Source organism: Nocardiopsis sp. NPDC006198, from assembly GCF_040613895.1.
Classification (GTDB): Bacteria; Actinomycetota; Actinomycetes; order Streptosporangiales; family Streptosporangiaceae; genus Nocardiopsis; species Nocardiopsis tropica.
In genome coordinates, this window is sequence record NZ_JBEXSY010000052.1 from 1 (window position 1) to 18,567 (window position 18,567).

The following is an 18,567-nucleotide window of genomic DNA, read 5'->3' on the forward strand; positions in this document are numbered from 1 at the left end:
GAGGGGGGCGGGGAGCGGTTCCTGGCTTCTCTGGCGCAGGCGTTCGCGTACGGCGCGCGGGTGGAGTGGTCGTCGGTGTTCGGTGGGGGGGCGCGTGTGGTGGAGCTGCCGACCTACCCCTTCCAACGACAGCGCCTGTGGATGACCGGTGACCGCTCGCGCGGCGACGTCACCTCCGCCGGACTGGAGCCGGAGCAGCACCCCCTCCTCGGCGCCGCCTTGTCCCTGGCCGACACCGGGAGCACCCTCTTCACGGGCCGGGTCTCCCGTACCACCCACCCCTGGCTGCTCGACCACGCCGCCGGGGACAGCGTCCTCCTGCCCGGCACGGCGTTCCTCGAACTCGCCCTCAACGCGGGCGACCGCCTCGGCAGCCCCCATGTGGAGGAGATCGTCGTCCAGGCGCCCCTCCTCCTGCCCGAGAGCGGCGCCGTCCAGTTCCAGATCCTCGTCGAGGCCGCCGACGGCCGGGGCCGACGCTCCTTCTCGGTCTCCTCGCGCCCGGCCTCCCGAACCTCCGACCTGGGGGATCGCCCCTGGACCCGCAACGCCGCGGGCACCCTCACCCCCGAACCCGACCGCGTCCCCGACGACCTCGGGGCGTGGCCGCCCCCCGGAGCCGAACCGGTCCCCGTCGGCGACCTCTACACCCGCCTCGCCGCCATCGGTTACGACTACGGCCCCGCCTTCCGCGGCCTCACCTGTGCCTGGATCGACGGGGACGAGGTGTACGCCGAGGTCGAGCTGCCCGAGGCCCAGCGGTCCGACGCCGAGCGCTTCGGCCTGCACCCCGCGCTCTCCGATGCCGCCCAGCACGCCCTCGGCTGCGCCCCCTGGATGCCCGCGGACGGCGTGCGCCTGCCCTTCTCCTGGAACGGCGTCACCCTGCACGCCACGGGAGCCACCGCCCTGCGCGTCCACGTCCGGCCCCTCGGCGCCGACGAGGTCGCCATGACCCTGGCCGACGCCCACGGCGCCCCCGTCGCCACCGTGGACTCCCTCACCCTGCGGGCCCCCACGGGAGGACCGGGCGCCGCGCCCGAGCCGGCGGACGACCTGTTCCACGTGGAGTGGGTCGACACCATCGCCTCCCCGTCCGCCGAACCCCAGGTCTGGGCCGTGCTGGGCGAGGACATCCTCGACAGCTCGACGGCGCTCACCGCCGCCGGGCACACCGTCCGCTCCTACGACGACGCCGACGCCCTGACCCGGGCGCTCGACGCGGGAGCCCCGGTCCCGGACCGCGTCCTGCTGCCGAGGCTCTCCACGCCCCTCGCCCCGACGCCGGACGACGTGCGCACCGCTCTCGTGCAGGCGGTCGACCAGGCCCAGCGCCTCCTCGCCGACGAACGCGTCGCCGACGCGCGACAGGTTCTGCTGACCCACCGGGCCGTCGCCACCGGCCCCGGCGAGGATGTCCCCGACCTGGTGCACGCGCCTCTGTGGGGGTTCGTCAGGGCGGCCGGGCAGGAGCACCCCGGCCGGTTCTCCATCGTCGACACCGACGACCCCGGACGCACCTCCGCGCTGCTGACCGCCGTCCTCAGCGGTGACGACGACCAGGTCGCCCTGCGCGGCGGAGCCGTCCTCACCCCCCGTCTGGCGCGCAGCGCCCGGGAGGCACTCCCCACCTCCTTCGGTGACGGCACGGTGCTGGTCACCGGCGCCACCGGCACCCTGGGCGGAGAGATCACGCACCACCTGGTCGACCACCACGGGGTCCGCGACCTGCTCCTGGTCAGCCGCAGCGGCCCCGACGCCGAGAGCGCGGCAGAACTGGAGACCTCCCTGGCAGCCAAGGGCGTCGACGTCGCCCTCGCCGCGTGCGACGCCTCGGACCGGAAGCAGCTGGCCGCACTCCTGGCCGGCCGGCGGATCACCGCCGTGGTCCACGTCGCCGTCGCCCTGAACGACGGCCTGCTCACCTCGACCACCCCCGAGAGCATCGAGGACGTGCTGCGGCCCAAGGTCGACGCCGCCTGGCACCTGCACGAACTCACCTCGGACCTGTCGGCGTTCGTCCTGTTCTCGTCCGTGGCGGGCACCCTGGGCAGCCCCGGCCAGACCGGTTACAGCGCCGCCAACTCCTACGTCGACATGCTCGCCCACCACCGCCGCGCGCACGGGCTGCCCGCGGTGTCGCTGTCGTGGGGCATGTGGGCCCAGCGCAGCAGGACGACCGCCGCCCTCGGCGAGGACGACATCAGCCGCTACGCCCGCCTCGGCCTGGCCGGGCCGGTGGACACCGGACACGGACTCGCCCTGTTCGACGCCGCCCTCGCCACGGGTGTTCCCCACGTGCTGCCGGTGCCCATGGACCTGGCCGGCGCCCGTGCCAGGGCCGTTCGCACCGGCAAGGTCGCGACCATGCTCCGCGGCCTCGTCCGACCGCCCCGGCGGCGGGCCGGGGCAGCGGCGGAGACCGCCGGGGACCTCCGCGGCGCCCTGGCCCGCACCCCCGCCGACCAGCGGACGGACCTGGTGCTCTCCTTCGTGCTGGCCCGGACCGCCGAGGTGCTGGGCCACGCCGGCACGGGCGCGGTCGACGCCGACACCCCCTTCCTGGAGGTGGGCTTCGACTCCCTCACCGCCGTCGAACTGCGCAACCAGCTGTCGGCCGCCACCGGCCTGCGACTGCCCGCCGGGCTGGCCTTCGCCCACCCCACACCGCGCGCCCTGGCCGTCCACCTCCTGGAGGAGGTCGGAGACGGTAGGGGCGCCGCCCCCGCGCGGACCGAACCCCGACGGGCCCTCGACGGGTTGGCGGACCTGTTCGTGGAGGCCTGCGCCCAACGGCGGATCGCCGAGGGGATCGATCTGTTGTGGGCGGCGTCCCAGGTCAGGCCCGTCTTCACCGGCGTCCACGACGCACCCGTGACGCGGGGCCCCGTCCGCCTGTCCAAGGAGGGCAGCGGCACGAAACTGATCTGCCTGCCGTCCATCCTCATGATCTCCGGGGTCCAGGAGTACGCCCGTTTCGCCAACGGCGTGCGCGGGATGCGCGAGGTCGAGGTGATCCCCGAGCCCGGGTTCACCGACGGGGAGCCGCTGCCGGCCAGCATCGGGGCCGTCACCGAGGTCCTCGCCGACGCCGTCCTGGAGTGCGCGGGAGACCAGCCGTACATCCTGGTCGGACGTTCCTCCGGCGGGTGGGTGGCGCACGCCGTCCTCGAACGGCTCGAACACCTCCGGACGCTCGGGAGGGCACGCACGCCGGAGACGCTCGCCCTGATGGACGCGCCCCACCCCACCGACCACACCGCGCTCGCGACCATCGAGACGGGCGTGGTGGCCCGCGGGGAGCTGCTGGGCATCATGGACGGCGTCCGGCTCAGCGCCATGGGTGCCTACCTGCGCCTGTTCCGTGACTGGCTGCCCGGTCCGGTGGAGACGCCCGTCGTCCAGCTGCGTCCCGAGGAGCCCACCATCGACCGGGACGGCGGCGCGGTACCGCCCTTCACGTGGTCGCTCCCGCACGAGGTGCTGCGGGTGCCCGGCGACCACTTCACCATGCTGGAGGGGCACGTGGACGTGGTGGGCCGCGCACTGCACGACTGGCTGGCCGACCGGGGCCTGTAGCGGCCCCGGACGCCACGGTTCCCGGCCGGGGCCGCCACGGTTCGCCGTGACGGCCCCGGCGCACCCGGCCCCGCCCGGACACGGTCCGGGCGGGGCCGCTCCGCGTCCGCGACCCGGGGACGCGCGGGCGGGGGCCGGAGCCACGCGGAACAGAACCGGCCCCGCCGGCGTTGAGCACCACGTGCCCGGGAACCCTCCGCCGACCTCGCGGAGCGCCCCGGCCGCGACCGTCCTCCTCCGGTATCCGGCTCCGCGTCGAAAACCGGTTGCCGACCCTCCTACTCTTGACTACTGATGAGCACGACCACGCCCACACCCACCGCTGACGCACTCCGCTCCCGGCTCCGCGACCTCATGCCCGCGGACCGGCACCGGCTCCGTCGGCGTATCGACGGCCTCGCCAAGATCCGCGACGAGCGCCGCGGCGCCTCCGCCGCCGCCCAGATCGCCAAGGACATCGACGAGGCGGTCCTGCGCGTCGACCTGCGCCGCGAGGCCGTCCCCGAGCTCACCTACCCCGAGTCGCTCCCGGTCAGCGCCCGGCGCGACGACATCGCCGAGGCCATCCGGGACCACCAGGTCGTCATCGTCGCCGGTGAGACCGGCTCCGGCAAGACCACCCAGCTGCCCAAGATCTGCCTGGAGCTGGGCCGCGGCGTCATGGGCACCATCGGGCACACCCAGCCCCGGCGGCTGGCCGCGCGCACGGTCGCCGAGCGCATCGCCGAGGAGATCGGCACGCCGCTGGGCGAGACCGTCGGCTACAAGGTGCGCTTCACCGACTCCTCCAGCGGCAGCACCCTGGTCAAGCTGATGACCGACGGCATCCTGCTCGCCGAGATCCAGCACGACCGGATGCTGCGCCAGTACGACACCCTCATCATCGACGAGGCCCACGAGCGCAGTCTCAACGTCGACTTCCTGCTCGGCTACCTCAAGCAGCTCCTGCCCAAGCGCCCCGACCTCAAGGTCGTCATCACCTCGGCGACCATCGACCCCGAGCGCTTCTCCCGCCACTTCGACGACGCCCCCATCATCGAGGTGTCCGGGCGCACCTACCCCGTCGAGGTCCGCTACCGGCCCATCTCGGAGGACATCCTCGACCCCGAGGAGAAGAACCCCGGGCCCGGCACGGACCGCGACCAGACCCAGGCCATCCTCGACGCCGTCGACGAGCTCTCCCACGAGCCGCCCGGCGACATCCTGGTGTTCCTCAGCGGCGAGCGCGAGATCCGCGACACCGCCGAGGCGCTGGAGAAGAAGAAGCTCCGCGGGACCGAGATCCTCCCGCTCTACGCGCGCCTGTCGGTCTCCGAGCAAAGACGCGTGTGGTCCTCCCACAGCGGGCGCCGCGTCGTCCTGGCCACCAACGTCGCCGAGACCTCCCTGACGGTCCCCGGCATCAAGTACGTCATCGACCCCGGCACCGCCCGCATCTCGCGGTACTCCCACCGCACCAAGGTGCAGAGGCTGCCCATCGAGGCGGTCTCCCAGGCCTCCGCCAACCAGCGCAAGGGCCGCTGCGGACGCGTCTCCGAGGGCATCTGCATCCGGCTGTACTCCGAAGAGGACTTCCTGTCCCGCCCCGAGTACACCGACCCCGAGATCCTGCGCACCAACCTCGCCTCCGTCATCCTCCAGATGGCCTCCCTCGGCCTGGGCGACGTGGCGGCCTTCCCGTTCGTGGACGGCCCCGACCACCGCCAGATCAAGGACGGCGTCAACCTCCTCCTGGAACTCGGCGCCCTGCACCCCGAGGCCGAGGCCGCCTCCGGCAAGGGCGGCGGCAAGCGCCGCCTCACCCAGACCGGCCGGCGCCTCGCCCAGCTGCCCATCGACCCGCGCCTGGGCCGCATGGTGCTGGAGGCCCAGGAGCGCGACTGCCTGGCCGAGGTCATGGTCATCACCTCCGCCCTGTCCATCCAGGACCCGCGCGAGCGCCCCACCGACAAGCAGCAGCAGGCCCAGCAGTCCCACGCCCGGTTCACCGACAAGGAGTCGGACTTCCTGGCGTTCCTCAACCTCTGGAACCACCTGCGCGACCGCCAGCGGGAGCTGTCCGGCAACCAGTTCCGCAAGCTGTGCCGCGAGGAGTTCCTCAACTACCTGCGCGTCCGCGAGTGGCAGGACATCCACTCCCAGCTCAAGCAGGTCCTGCGCACCATGGGCATCGAGGTGCCGCCGCTGCGCGAGGAGGCCGCCGACCCGCGCGGCGTCCACATGTCCCTGCTCGCCGGACTGCTCTCCCACGTGGGCCTCAAGGACCCCGAGAAGCACGAGTACCTGGGCGGGCGCGGAGCGCGCTTCGCCGTCTTCCCCGGCTCGGCCCTGTTCAAGAAGCAGCCGCGCTTCGTCATGGTGGGCGAGCTGGTCGAGACGTCCAAGCTGTGGGGCCGCATGGTCGCGCGGATCGAACCGGAGTGGGCCGAGGAGCTCGCCGGCGACATCGTCAAGCGCAACTACAGCGAACCCCACTGGGAGCGCAAGCGCGGCGCCGTCATGGCGTTCGAGCGCGTCACCCTCTACGGCGTGCCCATCGTCGTGCAGCGCAAGGTGTCCTACGGGAAGATCGACCCGGAGCTGTCCCGGGAGCTGTTCATCCGCCGCGCCCTCGTCGAGGGCGACTGGGAGACCCGGCACCACTTCTTCCACGACAACCGCAAGCTCCTCGACGAGGTCGAGGACCTCGAACACCGCGCCCGCCGCCGCGACATCGTCGTCGACGACGAGACGCTGTTCCGGTTCTACGACCGGCGCGTCCCCGACGACGTCGTGTCGGCCGCGCACTTCGACGCCTGGTGGAAGAAGGCCCGTCGGACCGAGCCGACGCTCCTCGACTTCACCCGCGAGGAGCTCATCAACGACGGCGTCGACGCGGTCAGCGAGGACGACTACCCCGACGTGTGGCGGCAGGGCGCGTTCACGTTCCCGCTGACCTACCAGTTCGAGCCGGGCAGCGCCGCCGACGGCGTCACCGCGCACATCCCGCTCAAGTTCCTCAACCAGGTGGAGAACACCGGCTTCGACTGGCAGATCCCGGGCCTGCGCGACGAACTCGTCACCGCGCTGATCCGCTCGCTGCCCAAGCCGCAGCGCCGCTTCTTCGTACCGGTCCCCGACAACGCCGCCCAGGCGCGCGCCGGCCTCACCCCCTACGAGGGGACGCTGACCGGGGCGCTGGCCGCCGAGCTCACCCGCATGGCCCAGCCCCGGGGCGGGGACCGGATCCCGGAGAGCGCCTTCGAGCTCGACCGCGTGCCCGACCACCTGCGCATCACCTTCCGCGCGGTGGACGACCGCAACCGGACCCTGGCCGAGTCCAAGGACCTGGAGCAGCTCCGCGCCAAGCTCAAACCGCGCCTGCGCGAGGCCATCTCCGCGGAGGCCAAGGGCGTGGAGAAGAAGGGCATCACCTCCTGGGACTTCGGTCCGCTGGAGCAGACCCTGGAGCGCAAGGCGCTCGGCCCCAAGGTCAAGGGCTACCCGGCCCTGGTGGACGAGGGCGACAGCGTCGCGGTGCGCATCTTCGACACCCGGGCCGAGCAGCGCGCCGCCATGCGGGCCGGGACCCGGCGCCTGCTCATGCTGACGATCCCCTCGCCGGCGCTCGCCGTCAGCAAGGGGCTCAACAACCCGGACAAGCTCGCTCTGGCCGACAACCCGCACGGTTCGGTGAAGGCGATGCTCGCCGACGCCGAGTCCGCCGCCGTCGACCACCTGCTCGCCCGCGAGGGAGGGCCGGTCTGGAACGGCGACGACTTCGCCGCGCTCGCGGACCGGGTCCGCGCCGACCTCGGCGACACCCTCGCGGAGACCCTGGACAAGGTCGCGCGGGTCCTGGTGCTGTGGCGCAAGGTCTCCAAGAAGGTCAGGGGCACCACCTCCCTGGCCGTCCTGCCCTCGCTCAACGACGTGCAGGGCCAGCTCGGCTCCCTCGTGGGGGACGGATTCGTCACCGCCGCGGGCGTGGCACGCCTGGACGACCTGCACCGCTACCTGAGGGGCATCGAGTACCGCCTGGACAAGCTGCCGGAGAACCCGCGCCGCGACCAGGTCAACATGTCCAAGACCGAGCAGATGCGCCAGGCCGTCGCGAAGGTCACCGGGTCCCTGCCCCCCGGGCGGGCGGCCGACGCCGACGTGGCCGAGCTGCGCTGGATGCTGGAGGAGTACCGGGTCAGCCTGTTCGCGCAGGAGCTGCGCACCGCCTACCCGGTCTCCGACAAGCGCATCATGAAGGCCCTGGAGGCCGTCAAGGCCGCCGGCAGGCAGTAGCCGCCGGAGCCGGAGGGCCCCGTCCGGTGGTCCGGACGGGGCCGGTCGCCCTCACCCGAGCGTCTTGGCGATATCACTCATCTTGAGGTACAGGCGCATGCTGTCGGGGATCCCCCGGAACCCGTGCTTGCCGTAGAAGGTGTGGGCCTCCTCGTCCAGGGCGTCGACCACGAAGAACCGCACCGCGAAGATCTCGTTTCCCGCCAGCGCCCGCTCGAAGGCATCCACCAGCAGTACGGGGCCGAGTCCTTGGCCCTGGTGCCGGGTGTGTAGCGCCAGGCGCGCCAGCAGCACTGCGGGGACCTTGTGCATACTGCCCCGCGCCAGGGCCTTGGGCAGAGCGTCCCTCTCCAAGGTCATGGAGGTGAAGGAGTAGTAGGCCGCCACTTCTGCGCTCTCCTCCTCGCACCACACGAAGGTGGCGGCGGTGTTGTTGGCGCGCGCGTGGAGCGCGCTTCCGCGGAGCCACGAGTCCAGTTCCTCCTTTCCGCAGGTGAAGGAGTCGAGCCGGTGCTCCCGGCTGAGGGGCTGGCAGACGAACACGGTCGGTTTACCTCTTCACGATGGAGCGGTGCCTGCGCACCGCGGAGGACAGCTCCTCGATCGGCTGCGCCGGTTCCTCCAGGGACTCGATCATGGCGTCGAAGAACGCCGCGGGGACCGTGGTGGTCTGCTCGTGCTCGAGGACCTCCTCGGCGGCTTCACGGGCAGCCCGCGCGACGAACCTGGAAGCGGACTCGTGCCGGATCTGCGCGGCTTCGAGGAACAGGGCCTTGTCCTCGGGGGTGACTCTGATTTCCAGTCGTTCGGTGGCGGTTCCCATGGGCGGACTCCTTCGTGTGGGTGGCGCCTCCCGGCCGGCCGTGTCGGATGGCGCAGCCGGGAGCTGTCTGAGATTGTACGGAACTTGTACGGAAGACGCGAGGATTTCCGGAGGGGTCCCCGTCATGTCTCGGAGCCGACGCAGAGGGGAGCCGGGGCCCTCGGGGGCGCACGGGAACCTGTAGCATGCGGCCGGTGGTGTAGACCACTGGATCGCGAACGCATGCTACGGAAACGAGGCTCCCCCGTGGGCGAATCGGTCGGTGGATCGGTGGACGGACGTCGGCTGCTGCTCGTGGGGACCTACACCCCCGACTCCGACCCGCCGGGGGAGGGCCGGGGGATTCACCGCGTCTGGTTCGACCCCGAGACCGGCGAGATGACCGACGGCGGCGTCGCGGCCCGCACCCCGGGCCCGTCCTTCCTCGCCTTCCGGCCCGAGCCGCCCACGGTGTACGCCGTCAACGAGAGGGCCGAGGGCACCCTCACGGCCTTCCGGGTCGGAGGCGACGCCTCCCTCACCGAACTCGGCGCCGTGCCCACCGGCGGCGGTTCCCCCTGCCACGTGCGGGACCTGGGGCCCGAGCAGGTCGCCGTCGCCAACTACGCCGACGGCGTGGTCTCCTTCGTCCCCACGGCACAGGACGGAACCCCCGCCGGCCCGGTCGGCCGGTTCGCCCACCGGGGCAGCGGGCCCGTCACCGACCGGCAGGAGGGCCCGCACGCGCACAGCACCGCGGTCGTGGAGGACGCCGACGATCCGCGCCTTCGCTACCTGCTCGCCGCGGACCTGGGCGCCGACGAGCTGCGCGTCCACCACTACGCCGTGCCGGGGGTCGGGGAGGGGGTCGCCGCGCCCCGACCGGAGGAGGGCCTGCTCCGCACCGTCCAGCTCCCGCCGGGCACCGGTCCGCGCCACATGGCGGTCAACGGGCGGTACGTCTACGTGGCCGGCGAGCTGGACTCGCGCGTGCACGTCGTACTGTGGGACCCCCGGAAGGGTGCCGGGGAGCACCTCGGCTCGGTCCCCGCCACCGCCGACGAGGCCGCCGGGCGGAACTTCCCCGCGGAGATCGCCCTGCACCGGCTCAAGGCCGGGGGCCGCGAGATCGCCGAGGGCGACGCGCTCCCCCTGACCAGCACCTACGAGGGCCGCGTCTACGTGTCCAACCGCGGGGCCGACGTCATCTCCACGTTCGCGGTCCGCGACGGCGGCGCCCGCCTGGAGCACCTGGCCGACACGCCCGCGGGCGGCGAATGGCCCCGCCACTTCACCGTGGTGCGGGGCCACGGCGGCCAGCCCGACCACCTGGTGGCGGCGGCCCAGAACGGCGGCTCCCTGGCCTCCCTGCTCATCGACCCCGACACCGGGATCCCGGCCGACACCGGCCACCGCCTGGGGGTCCCGGACCCGGTCTGCGTGCTGCCCGTCCCCATCAACCGCATCCGCCGCGCCGCCACCTGACCCCCGCGACGCCCGAGGGGCCCGCGTGGCCGCTCCGGTCCCGCCCGGGACCGGAGCGGCCCGTGGACTCAGCGGCCGTACACCTCGTCCCGGGGACCGGCCTTCACACGACGACCGTGATCCGGCCGTCGTCCACCGTGTAGACCACGCGGTAGTCGCCGACCCGGATACGGAAGCCGTCCCTGGCCTTGAGCTTCTTGCAGCCGTCCGGGCGAGGATCGTCGGCAAGGTCCGCGATCGCCTCGGTGACGCGCTTGCGCACCGAACCGTCGAGCTTGCGCAGCTCCTTGCGTGCTGAGGCCTTGACCTCGATCGAGTAGCGGCTCACGCGTGGTCCTCGAACCGGAAGGGGACGGTCTCCTCGTCGGCGCGGGCGTTGATCACCGCGCTGTCGGCGGCGTCCTCCAGCTCTTCCGGATACGCGGCGGACACCAGGACCAGGCCGCGGTCGGCCAGTGCCTCGGCCGGCTCGGCCGCCATCCCACCCGGTTCGACCGGTTCAGCTGTCATGATTCTCTGTCCTTCGCCTGATCACCCGTGGTGCGGGTGCGCGTCACCTCGAAGGGGCGGCGCCTCGGAAGTTCGCTCCCGCCTCGTCCGGAACACGCCCCCGGCGGCTTTCGGACAAAACTAACCGCGCCGGGCGGCGCCCCGGGGGCAGAACTCCGCGCATGGCCGGCCGCCCCGACGGCCGGAGGCGGGCCCTGCCGGTACCGGCCCCTCGGCGCCGTCGACCGGCCGCTCCGGACCCGCCCCCGGAGCCGGGCGCCCGCCGAATCCCTGCCTTTCCGGGAAAACAATCACCCGCAATCATCCCGGCCGACGGCAAAACGGAAAAGAACGAAACAAAAGCGAAGTATTCAACGGGAGAACACGGACTCTCTTTCGCGTGCGAAGCCGAGCCCTGCGTTAGCGTTACCCTGGGATTCTGAAAAGGGATTCCGCGGGGGCGCGGCGGCCGGTAAACGGCTGCGGACAGCCCTCTTTTATCCGTTGTTTTGCGTATTCGGGGGTTTGAATCGTGGCAGAGGTATCGACGGCGCCCGATGTGTACGACGAGACCGGGGGCGGTGGGGGGACCCGCCAGGGGAGGCTCATCGCCAGCTGGCTGTCGTCGACCGACCACAAGGTCATCGGGTACATGTACCTCATCACCGCCTTCGCCTTCTTCCTCTTCGGCGGCGTCCTGGCGCTCCTCATCCGCGCCGAGCTGTTCTCACCGGGCATGCAGGTCATGTCCAACGAGCAGTACAACCAGCTGTTCACGATGCACGGCACGATCATGCTGCTGCTGTTCGCGACCCCGCTCTTCATCGGGTTCGGGAACATCATCATGCCGCTGCAGATCGGCGCCCCCGACGTCGCCTTCCCCCGGATGAACCTGTTCAGCTACTACCTCTTCCTCTTCGGCGGGCTGGTCGCCGTGGGCGGGTTCCTCACCCCGGCAGGCGCGGCCAGCTTCGGCTGGTTCGCGTACACGCCGCTGTCCGACGCGGTCCGCTCCCCGGGCATGGGCGGCAACCTGTGGATCCTGGGCCTGCTCGTGTCGGGCCTCGGCACCATCCTGGGCGGGGTCAACTTCATCACCACCGCCCTGTGCATGCGCGCCCCCGGCATGACGATGTTCCGCATGCCGATCTTCACGTGGAACGTGGTCCTGACGAGCGTCCTGGTGCTCATCGCGTTCCCGGTCCTGACCGCCGCCCTGATCGCCCTCGGGGCGGACCGCATGGTGGGCGCCCAGGTCTTCAACGCCGAGCACGGCGGCGCCATCCTGTGGCAGCACCTGTTCTGGTTCTTCGGGCACCCCGAGGTGTACATCATCGCCCTGCCGTTCTTCGGCATCGTCACGGAGATCCTGCCGGTCTTCAGCCGCAAGCCGATCTTCGGCTACAAGAGCCTGGTGGCCGCCACCATCGCCATCACCGGCCTGTCCGTCACCGTGTGGGCCCACCACATGTTCCCCACGGGCGCGGTCCTGCTGCCGTTCTTCTCCTTCATGTCCTTCCTCATCGCGGTCCCGACCGGCGTGAAGTTCTTCAACTGGATCGGCACGATGTGGCGGGGGCAGATCACCTTCGAGACGCCGATGCTCTTCACCCTCGGCTTCCTGGCCACGTTCCTCTTCGGCGGCCTGACCGGCGTGCTCCTGGCCTCCCCGCCGATCGACTTCCACGTCACCGACTCCTACTTCGTGGTGGCCCACTTCCACTACGTGGTCTTCGGCACCGTGGTGTTCGCGATGTTCGCGGGCTTCTACTTCTGGTGGCCCAAGTTCACCGGAAAAATGCTCAACGAGAAGCTGGGCAAGTTCCACTTCTGGCTGCTGTTCTTCGGCTTCCACGGCACGTTCCTGGTCCAGCACTGGCTCGGGGCCATGGGCTTCCCGCGCCGCTACGCCGACTACCTGCCCGGAGACGGCTTCACCGAGCTGAACCAGATCTCCTCGGTCTCCGCCTTCGTCCTCGGCGCCTCGACGCTCATCTTCTTCTGGAACATGTACATCACCGCCAGGAAGGCGCCCAAGGTCACCGTGGACGACCCGTGGGGTTACGGCTGCTCGCTGGAGTGGGCGACCACCTGCCCGCCGCCGCGGCACAACTTCACGTCGCTGCCGCGCATCCGCTCGGAGCGTCCCGCGTTCGACCTGAACCACCCGCACGCCGCGGTCCCGGCGGGCACGGACCCCGAGAGGAACTGACCGCCCCGAGGAGTCGGGCCTCCCCGCAGGAGACCCTCCCCGGGCCGTTCCGCCCGCACACGAGCTCAAGGCCCCAGGCGCCCGCACGGCGCCGAGGGCGACCGGTTCCGGATCGAAGGCGCATGGTCGTGAATCCATCCCCTGCTGACAACGCACGGTGGCCGCTCCTCGAGGGGCGCGCCGCCACGGTGTTCGCCACCCTCCTGGCCGTCGCCACACTGATGATGCTGTGGACCTGGACGGGGCACACCGCCTTCGCGGCGGCCGGGTGCTGCACGGCGGCCGTCGTGTTCGCGGCGGGGTTCGTACGGGCCAGGGCCGGCTGGGCCGAGCTGGTCGGCGGCCCCCTGGACGGCGCACGGGTCCGCTCCACCAGGGCCGACCGCCTCCGGGGGGCGTGCCTGGTCCTGGTCGTCCCCGGCGGAGGGCGTGCCCGCTACGGCCGGGACGAGGCCGGACGCCTGGTCTACCGGGGACGCGACGACAGCGGGGAGAGCTGAGGGCGCGGCCCCGGGCAGCGCTCCCGATGCCGTGGCCGCTCCCCGCCGTGAGCGGCCACGGGAGCCCCGACGGGCGCCGCGAGGCCCCGCGGAGTGATCCCCGTCTCAGGACGACCTCCACAAGTCCGACGCCCCCGGAACTGTGCGCCCCGCCCTCCCCCCGCCACACGCGCATCACGGACAATGGGTGGTGATCCACTCCCACCGCCTCCCCGAGGGGAAACGCCCATGCCCGCCAACGGGACGAAGAAGCACGTCCGCCACAGGGGTCTGACCGCCCGCGACCTGGCGCTCATCGCCGTGTTCGCGGCCCTCATCGCCGCCCTCAGCGTCACCGTCGCGATCCCCTTCCCCGGCTCCCCGGTGCCGGTCACCCTCCAGACCCTGGGCATCATGCTCGCCCCCAGCCTCCTGGGCTGGAAGCGCGGCAGCCTGGCCGTGGCCACGTTCGTCGTGCTCGGCCTGGCGGGCCTGCCGCTCTTCGCGGGAGGCAGGGGAGGGCTGGCAGCCCTGGCGCTCCCCTCCTCCGGGTTCATCGTGAGCTGGATCCCCGCCGCCCTCGTCATCGGCCTGCTCACCGACCTGATGCTGCGCAACGGCCGCTACCGCCTCTGGCAGGGGGTCCTGGTCAACGCCCTCGGCGGCATCGTCGTGGTCTACGCGATCGGACTGCCCTGGCTCGCCGTCGCCGTGCAGAGCTGGGAGATCGCGGCCGTCTCCGGGGCCACCTACCTGGTCGGCGACGCCGCCAAGGTCGTCCTCACCGCGCTCATCGCCTCCGCGGTCCTGCGCGCCTACCCGATCCCGCCCGCCGGACGCCCCGTCCGCGACGGGGCGGACCAGGAGCCCGGCAGCGGCGGCGGAGCCGCCTGATGCTCCGCCTCCGGGGGGTCTCCCACTCCTACGACGACCGCGCCGTCCTGCGCGACGTCACCCTCGACCTCGCCGAGCACCGCATCGGCGTGATCGGGGCCAACGGATCGGGCAAGTCCACGCTCGCCCGCACCCTCAACGGCCTCGTCGTCCCCGACGAGGGCCGGGTGACGCTGGGGGAGTGGGACACCCGGCGCCACGCCAAGCACATCCGGCGCCGGGTCGGGTTCGTCTTCTCCGACGCCGCCAACCAGATCATCATGCCCACGGTCGCCGAGGACGTGGAGATCGGCCTGCGCTCCCTCCGACTGGGGAGGGCGGAGACCGCCCGCCGCGTCGACGCCTTCCTGGTCCGCTACGGCCTCGACGGCCACCGCGACCACCCCGGGCACCTGCTCTCCGGAGGCCAGAAGCAACTCCTCGCCCTGGCGTCGGTCCTGGCCACCGAACCCGAGGTGCTGGTGTGCGACGAGCCCACCACCCTGCTCGACCTGCGCAACACCCGCATGGTGCACCGCACCCTCGGCGGCCTCGACCAGCAGGTCGTCCTGTTCACGCACGACCTCGACCTGCTCGACGGGTTCGACCGGGTCCTGGTCATGGACGAGGGGCGGGTGGCCTTCGACGGGGCCCCCGCCGAAGCGGTGGCCCACTACCTCCGGCTCATGGACGGGGCGGACCGGGAGGCCGGCGCGTGAGCGCGATCGGCCTGTACGTCCCCGGCGCCGGCCCCCTCTACCGGGCCCCGGCCTGGGCCAAGCTCCTCGGACTGCTCGCCGCAGGCGTGGCGCTCCTCGCCGCCGCGGACCACCGGATCGCGCTCGGCGCGCTGGCCGCGTCCCTCCTGGCCTACCCCGTGGTCGGGCTGGCCCCCGCCCGCGCCTGGGGGGTCCTGCGCGTCCTGTGGCCGTTCCTGCTGGCCATCGCCCTGTTCCAGGTCCTGTTCGGCGAGTGGGAGACGGCCGTGCGCCTGTGCGCGCAGCTGGCCGCGCTCGTGCTGCTCGCCAACGTCGTCACGCTCACCACGCGCGTGCGCGAGATGCTCGACCTCTTCGAGCGCGTGGCCCGCCCGCTCCGGCACGTCGGGGTCGCCCCCGACCGGGTGGCGCTCGTGCTCGCCCTGACGATCCGTTCCATCCCGATGGTCGCCGACGCCTGGCGGACGTCCCAGGAGGCCTATCGGGCGCGGGGGCTGTCCGGGCGCCCCCACCTGCTCGTGGTCCCGGTGATCGTCCAGCTGCTCCGGATGGCCGACGCGACGGGCGAGGCGCTGGTGGCCCGGGGGATCGACGACGACACGCGCGCCTGACGCGACGCGGGCACACGGCGCCGGGCGGACACCGGATCGCCGCCCACGGGGCGCCGGGTGGATAATGTCCGGACAGCCCCCCTGCTGCTCCTACGAACCGGTGATAGCGTGCCCCGGCGTCCCCCCGCCGACATCATCCGAACATGGTCCGCCGCCACGGCGGCGATCTGCCTCGTCGTGCTCACGGCCCTCGCGGTCCCCGGCGCCACCTCGGCCGCCGGAGGACTGTCCGCGCCGGACCCGGCCCTCGTCCGTGCCCTGCTCTCGGAGAGCGCCCTGCCCCTCGTGCCCTTCGCGCCCCTGACCGGCCCGGCCACCGGCGGGCGCACACTCGGGCCGGCGCAGCGGGACGAGCTCACCGGGCGGATGGAGGAGCTGGCCGGCGAACACCCCGCGGACTTCGCGGTCGCCGTCCAGGACCTGCGCACCGGCGCCACCTTCAGCCACGGCGCCCACGAGCGGTTCCCGACCGCGAGCGTGTCCAAGCTGACGATTCTCACGCTGCTGCTCCTGCGCGCGGAGGAGGAGGGGCGCGGGCTCTCCGCGTCCGAACGGGACCGGGCGGAGGAGATGATCCGCTACAGCGACAACGAGGTCACCGACGGCCTGTACGCACGCATCGGCTTCACCGACGGGTTCACGAGCGGCGTCCGCGCCCTCGGGTTCACCGGCACCGACCCCGATCCGCGCGGCGTGTGGGGCTCCACGACGACCACCGCGGCCGACCAGGTGCGGCTGCTGCGGATCCTGTACGTCGGCGAGGGGCCGCTGTCGCCGGAGAGCCGCGCGTACGCCCGCGGGCTGATGGAGTCCGTCGCCCCGGAACAGGCCTGGGGGGTGTCGGCCTCGGCCGTCCCGGGGGACACGGTCGGCCTCAAGAACGGCTGGACGCCCCGCGAGGGCAACCGGGGGCTGTGGACCGTCAACACGGTCGGCTACGTGAGCGGCCCCGACCACGAGTACCTCATCGCGGTCCTGTCCGACGGGAGCCACGACTACGCCACCGGCGTGGCACTCGTGGAGGAGGTCTGCGGGACGGTCACGGAGGCCATGGAGGAGGCGCGCGGCGACGGAGGTCCGGCGCCCTCCCCCCGGGGCCCCGCACGCTGACCGTCCCGGACGCCCCCGCGCGGGCAGCGCGCCGGGGCGGGACCCCGGCGCGCCGGGCCGACCTCAGACGGGACGCACGGGCGCCCCGACCGGAGGCGTGCCCGGCCGGGGCGCACGGTCCCGGAGGCGGACCGTGGACGGCGCGCCGCTAGTCCAGCGGGCCGCCGGCCACGTAGACGACCTGGCCCGACACGAACCCGGCGTCCTCACCGGTGAGGAACGCGACCGTGTTGGCGATGTCCTCGGGGACGCCCACCCGCCGCACCGGGATCTCCGCCTCCTTGAACGCCTTCATGTCCTCGTACTTGACGCCGATCCGCTCGGCCGTGGCCCTGGTCATCGCGGTCTCGATGAACCCGGGGGCGACGGCGTTGCAGGTCACGCCGAACTTGCCCAGCTCGATCGCCAGGGTCTTGGTGAACCCCTGGAGCCCGGCCTTGGCGGCGGAGTAGTTGGCCTGGCCCCGGTTGCCCAGCGCGGAGGAGCTGGACAGGTTGACGATGCGGCCCCAGCCGTTCGCGGTCATGTGCGCCTGGGCGGCCTTGCTCATCAGGAACGAGCCCCGCAGGTGCACGTTCATCACGGTGTCCCAGTCGTCCGCCGACATCCTGAACAGGAGGTTGTCGCGGAGGACACCCGCGTTGTTCACCAGGATGGCGGGCGGGCCGAGGCGTTCGGCGACGGTCGCGACCGCGGCGTCCACCTGGTCGGCGTCGGAGACGTCGCATCCGACGGCGAGGGCCGTGCCGCCCCCGGCGGTGATGCGGTCCACGACCTCCTGGGCGTCGGACTCCTTCAGGTCCAGGACGGCGACGGCCCGGCCTTCGCGCGCCAGGCGCTCGGCCGTGGCGGCGCCGATCCCGCGGGCGGCTCCGGTCACGATGGCCACACGAGGCGTTGGGGACATGGGGTTACCTCCAGAATTCACGTGGTGGGCGCGACAGAATCCTATCCACATCCCTACCGGTCGGTAAGCGGGTGGGGGTGGGAGTGCGGCCTTTCGGGGAGCGCCGGGGAGAGGGCCGGGGAGGAACGGGGATCCGGTGAAGTTGGTCCCCCTGTTTCCCTGCACTTTGTCGAAGCTTGGCCTACGATTGCCACCAAGACCGAGATGCACGTGCATACGAGACGTGCAGCGGCACGGGCCCGAAGGTGTCTTCGCGGGATCGCGGAGGTTTCCGGGACGTGTCGTCGCTGCTCGCCACGGTGCGTCAGGGAGGAAGTGGAAGGCATGGAGTGTGCGGAGGCGGTGGCGGAGCCTGCCGGCGGATGGTGGCTCAAGGTCCTGACGCACGGTTCCCGGCGCTGGAACACCCCGGTCTGCGGCGACCGGCACGACGCGGTCACGTGGAGCTTCGAGTCGAGGCCCCACGCGGTGGGGGCCGCGCGGGAGATTTCCGAGGCGCTTCTCCGCGAATGGGAGATGCAGTACTTGTCCGGCGATGTCGCGGTGGTCGTTTCCGAATTGGTCACCAATGCGGTCCGGCACGGCGGTCCCCTGCCCTTGACCAGGCAGAGCGAGGGGGGTATTCAGCTCTCACTGATGCGCAGCGGGAGCGAATTCATCTGCGCGGTCCGGGACGGCGGTGATCGGCTGCCGCGGAGAAGGGAAGCAGATCTGACCATGGAGGGCGGGCGCGGACTTGCCCTGGTGAGTGCTTTCGCGCGAGAGTGGGGTGTGATTCCCACGTCTCCCGGCGGAAAGTTCGTTTGGGCACAATTCGCCTGATCCCGGTCAGGTGTCCCGTGACCGGCCGTCCCGCGGCCACCCGAAGTCCGCGGGGGCTCCGGCCCGGTGACCCGCCGTCCGCGACGGGGGTCGACGGCGGCCCCTCCCGGAGGGGCCGGCGCCGTCACCGATGGAGTACCCGGGTGCGGGGGCGCTCCGGTTATATCGTGTACATGTAGTGTCTTGACCTCAAGGCAAAGGTGT

At 72.2% G+C, this 18,567-nt stretch carries 15 protein-coding genes; 10 read left to right on the forward strand and 5 right to left on the reverse strand.

Going from position 1 to position 18,567, the window contains the following annotated elements; translation table 11 throughout:
• On the forward strand, positions 1–3,579 hold a 3,579-nt coding region (locus tag ABZ234_RS26150), incomplete at its 5' end, for a type I polyketide synthase (RefSeq protein WP_355013786.1).
• A gap of 294 nt (positions 3,580–3,873) precedes the next feature.
• Positions 3,874–7,854 (forward strand): ATP-dependent RNA helicase HrpA, encoded by a 3,981-nt coding sequence (gene hrpA, locus ABZ234_RS26155; RefSeq protein ID WP_355013787.1) that lies wholly within the window; start codon positions 3,874–3,876, stop codon positions 7,852–7,854.
• Positions 7,855–7,905: 51 nt separating this feature from the next.
• Here hrpA and ABZ234_RS26160 read toward each other — a convergent pair whose 3' ends face one another.
• Both ABZ234_RS26160 and ABZ234_RS26165 read right to left on the reverse strand, forming a co-directional pair.
• Positions 7,906–8,397 (reverse strand): GNAT family N-acetyltransferase, encoded by a 492-nt coding sequence (locus ABZ234_RS26160; protein ID WP_355013788.1) that lies wholly within the window; start codon positions 8,395–8,397, stop codon positions 7,906–7,908.
• 7 nt (positions 8,398–8,404) lie between these two features.
• On the reverse strand, positions 8,405–8,677 hold the full coding sequence (locus tag ABZ234_RS26165; protein ID WP_355013789.1) for a DUF1778 domain-containing protein: 273 nt from the start codon (positions 8,675–8,677) through the stop codon (positions 8,405–8,407).
• 270 nt (positions 8,678–8,947) lie between these two features.
• Here ABZ234_RS26165 and ABZ234_RS26170 point away from each other — a divergent pair, with 270 nt between their 5' ends.
• Complete coding sequence (locus ABZ234_RS26170; protein ID WP_355013803.1) at positions 8,948–10,141, forward strand: lactonase family protein; 1,194 nt, start codon at positions 8,948–8,950, stop codon at positions 10,139–10,141.
• 103 nt (positions 10,142–10,244) lie between these two features.
• Here ABZ234_RS26170 and ABZ234_RS26175 read toward each other — a convergent pair whose 3' ends face one another.
• Together ABZ234_RS26175 and ABZ234_RS26180 are read right to left on the reverse strand one after the other, a co-directional pair.
• Positions 10,245–10,469: a type II toxin-antitoxin system RelE/ParE family toxin gene (locus ABZ234_RS26175; protein ID WP_355013790.1), complete on the reverse strand. Its 225-nt coding sequence runs from the start codon at positions 10,467–10,469 to the stop codon at positions 10,245–10,247.
• On the reverse strand, positions 10,466–10,651 hold the full coding sequence (locus ABZ234_RS26180; protein ID WP_355013791.1) for a hypothetical protein: 186 nt from the start codon (positions 10,649–10,651) through the stop codon (positions 10,466–10,468). Before ABZ234_RS26180 ends, ABZ234_RS26175 begins: the two co-directional genes overlap by 4 nt.
• 538 nt (positions 10,652–11,189) lie before the next feature.
• Between ABZ234_RS26180 and ctaD the strand changes: the two genes are divergently transcribed.
• The 6 genes from ctaD (at position 11,190) to ABZ234_RS26210 (ending at position 16,634) form a co-directional block, all read left to right on the forward strand.
• Entirely contained in the window at positions 11,190–12,842 is a 1,653-nt protein-coding gene (gene ctaD, locus ABZ234_RS26185) for a cytochrome c oxidase subunit I (protein ID WP_355013804.1), read from the forward strand.
• Between the two features lie 122 nt (positions 12,843–12,964).
• Entirely contained in the window at positions 12,965–13,342 is a 378-nt protein-coding gene (locus tag ABZ234_RS26190; protein ID WP_267946172.1) for a hypothetical protein, read from the forward strand.
• 228 nt (positions 13,343–13,570) lie between these two features.
• The gene (locus ABZ234_RS26195) at positions 13,571–14,215 is read left to right on the forward strand and encodes a biotin transporter BioY (protein ID WP_267946171.1); all 645 of its coding nucleotides are present in this window, start codon (positions 13,571–13,573) and stop codon (positions 14,213–14,215) included.
• The gene (locus tag ABZ234_RS26200) at positions 14,215–14,913 is read left to right on the forward strand and encodes an ABC transporter ATP-binding protein (RefSeq protein WP_355013792.1); all 699 of its coding nucleotides are present in this window, start codon (positions 14,215–14,217) and stop codon (positions 14,911–14,913) included. Before ABZ234_RS26195 ends, ABZ234_RS26200 begins: the two co-directional genes overlap by 1 nt.
• Entirely contained in the window at positions 14,910–15,524 is a 615-nt protein-coding gene (locus ABZ234_RS26205; protein WP_355013793.1) for an energy-coupling factor transporter transmembrane component T, read from the forward strand. The genes ABZ234_RS26200 and ABZ234_RS26205 overlap by 4 nt, the downstream gene beginning before the upstream one ends.
• A 108-nt stretch (positions 15,525–15,632) precedes the next feature.
• Complete coding sequence (locus ABZ234_RS26210; protein WP_355013794.1) at positions 15,633–16,634, forward strand: serine hydrolase; 1,002 nt, start codon at positions 15,633–15,635, stop codon at positions 16,632–16,634.
• Positions 16,635–16,782: 148 nt separating this feature from the next.
• Here the strand turns inward: ABZ234_RS26210 and fabG are convergent, their stop codons facing one another.
• Positions 16,783–17,541: a 3-oxoacyl-ACP reductase FabG gene (gene fabG / locus ABZ234_RS26215; protein WP_355013795.1), complete on the reverse strand. Its 759-nt coding sequence runs from the start codon at positions 17,539–17,541 to the stop codon at positions 16,783–16,785.
• 324 nt (positions 17,542–17,865) lie between these two features.
• Between fabG and ABZ234_RS26220 the strand changes: the two genes are divergently transcribed.
• Complete coding sequence (locus tag ABZ234_RS26220) at positions 17,866–18,363, forward strand: ATP-binding protein (protein ID WP_355013805.1); 498 nt, start codon at positions 17,866–17,868, stop codon at positions 18,361–18,363.
• The last annotated feature ends 204 nt before the right edge of the window (positions 18,364–18,567 follow it).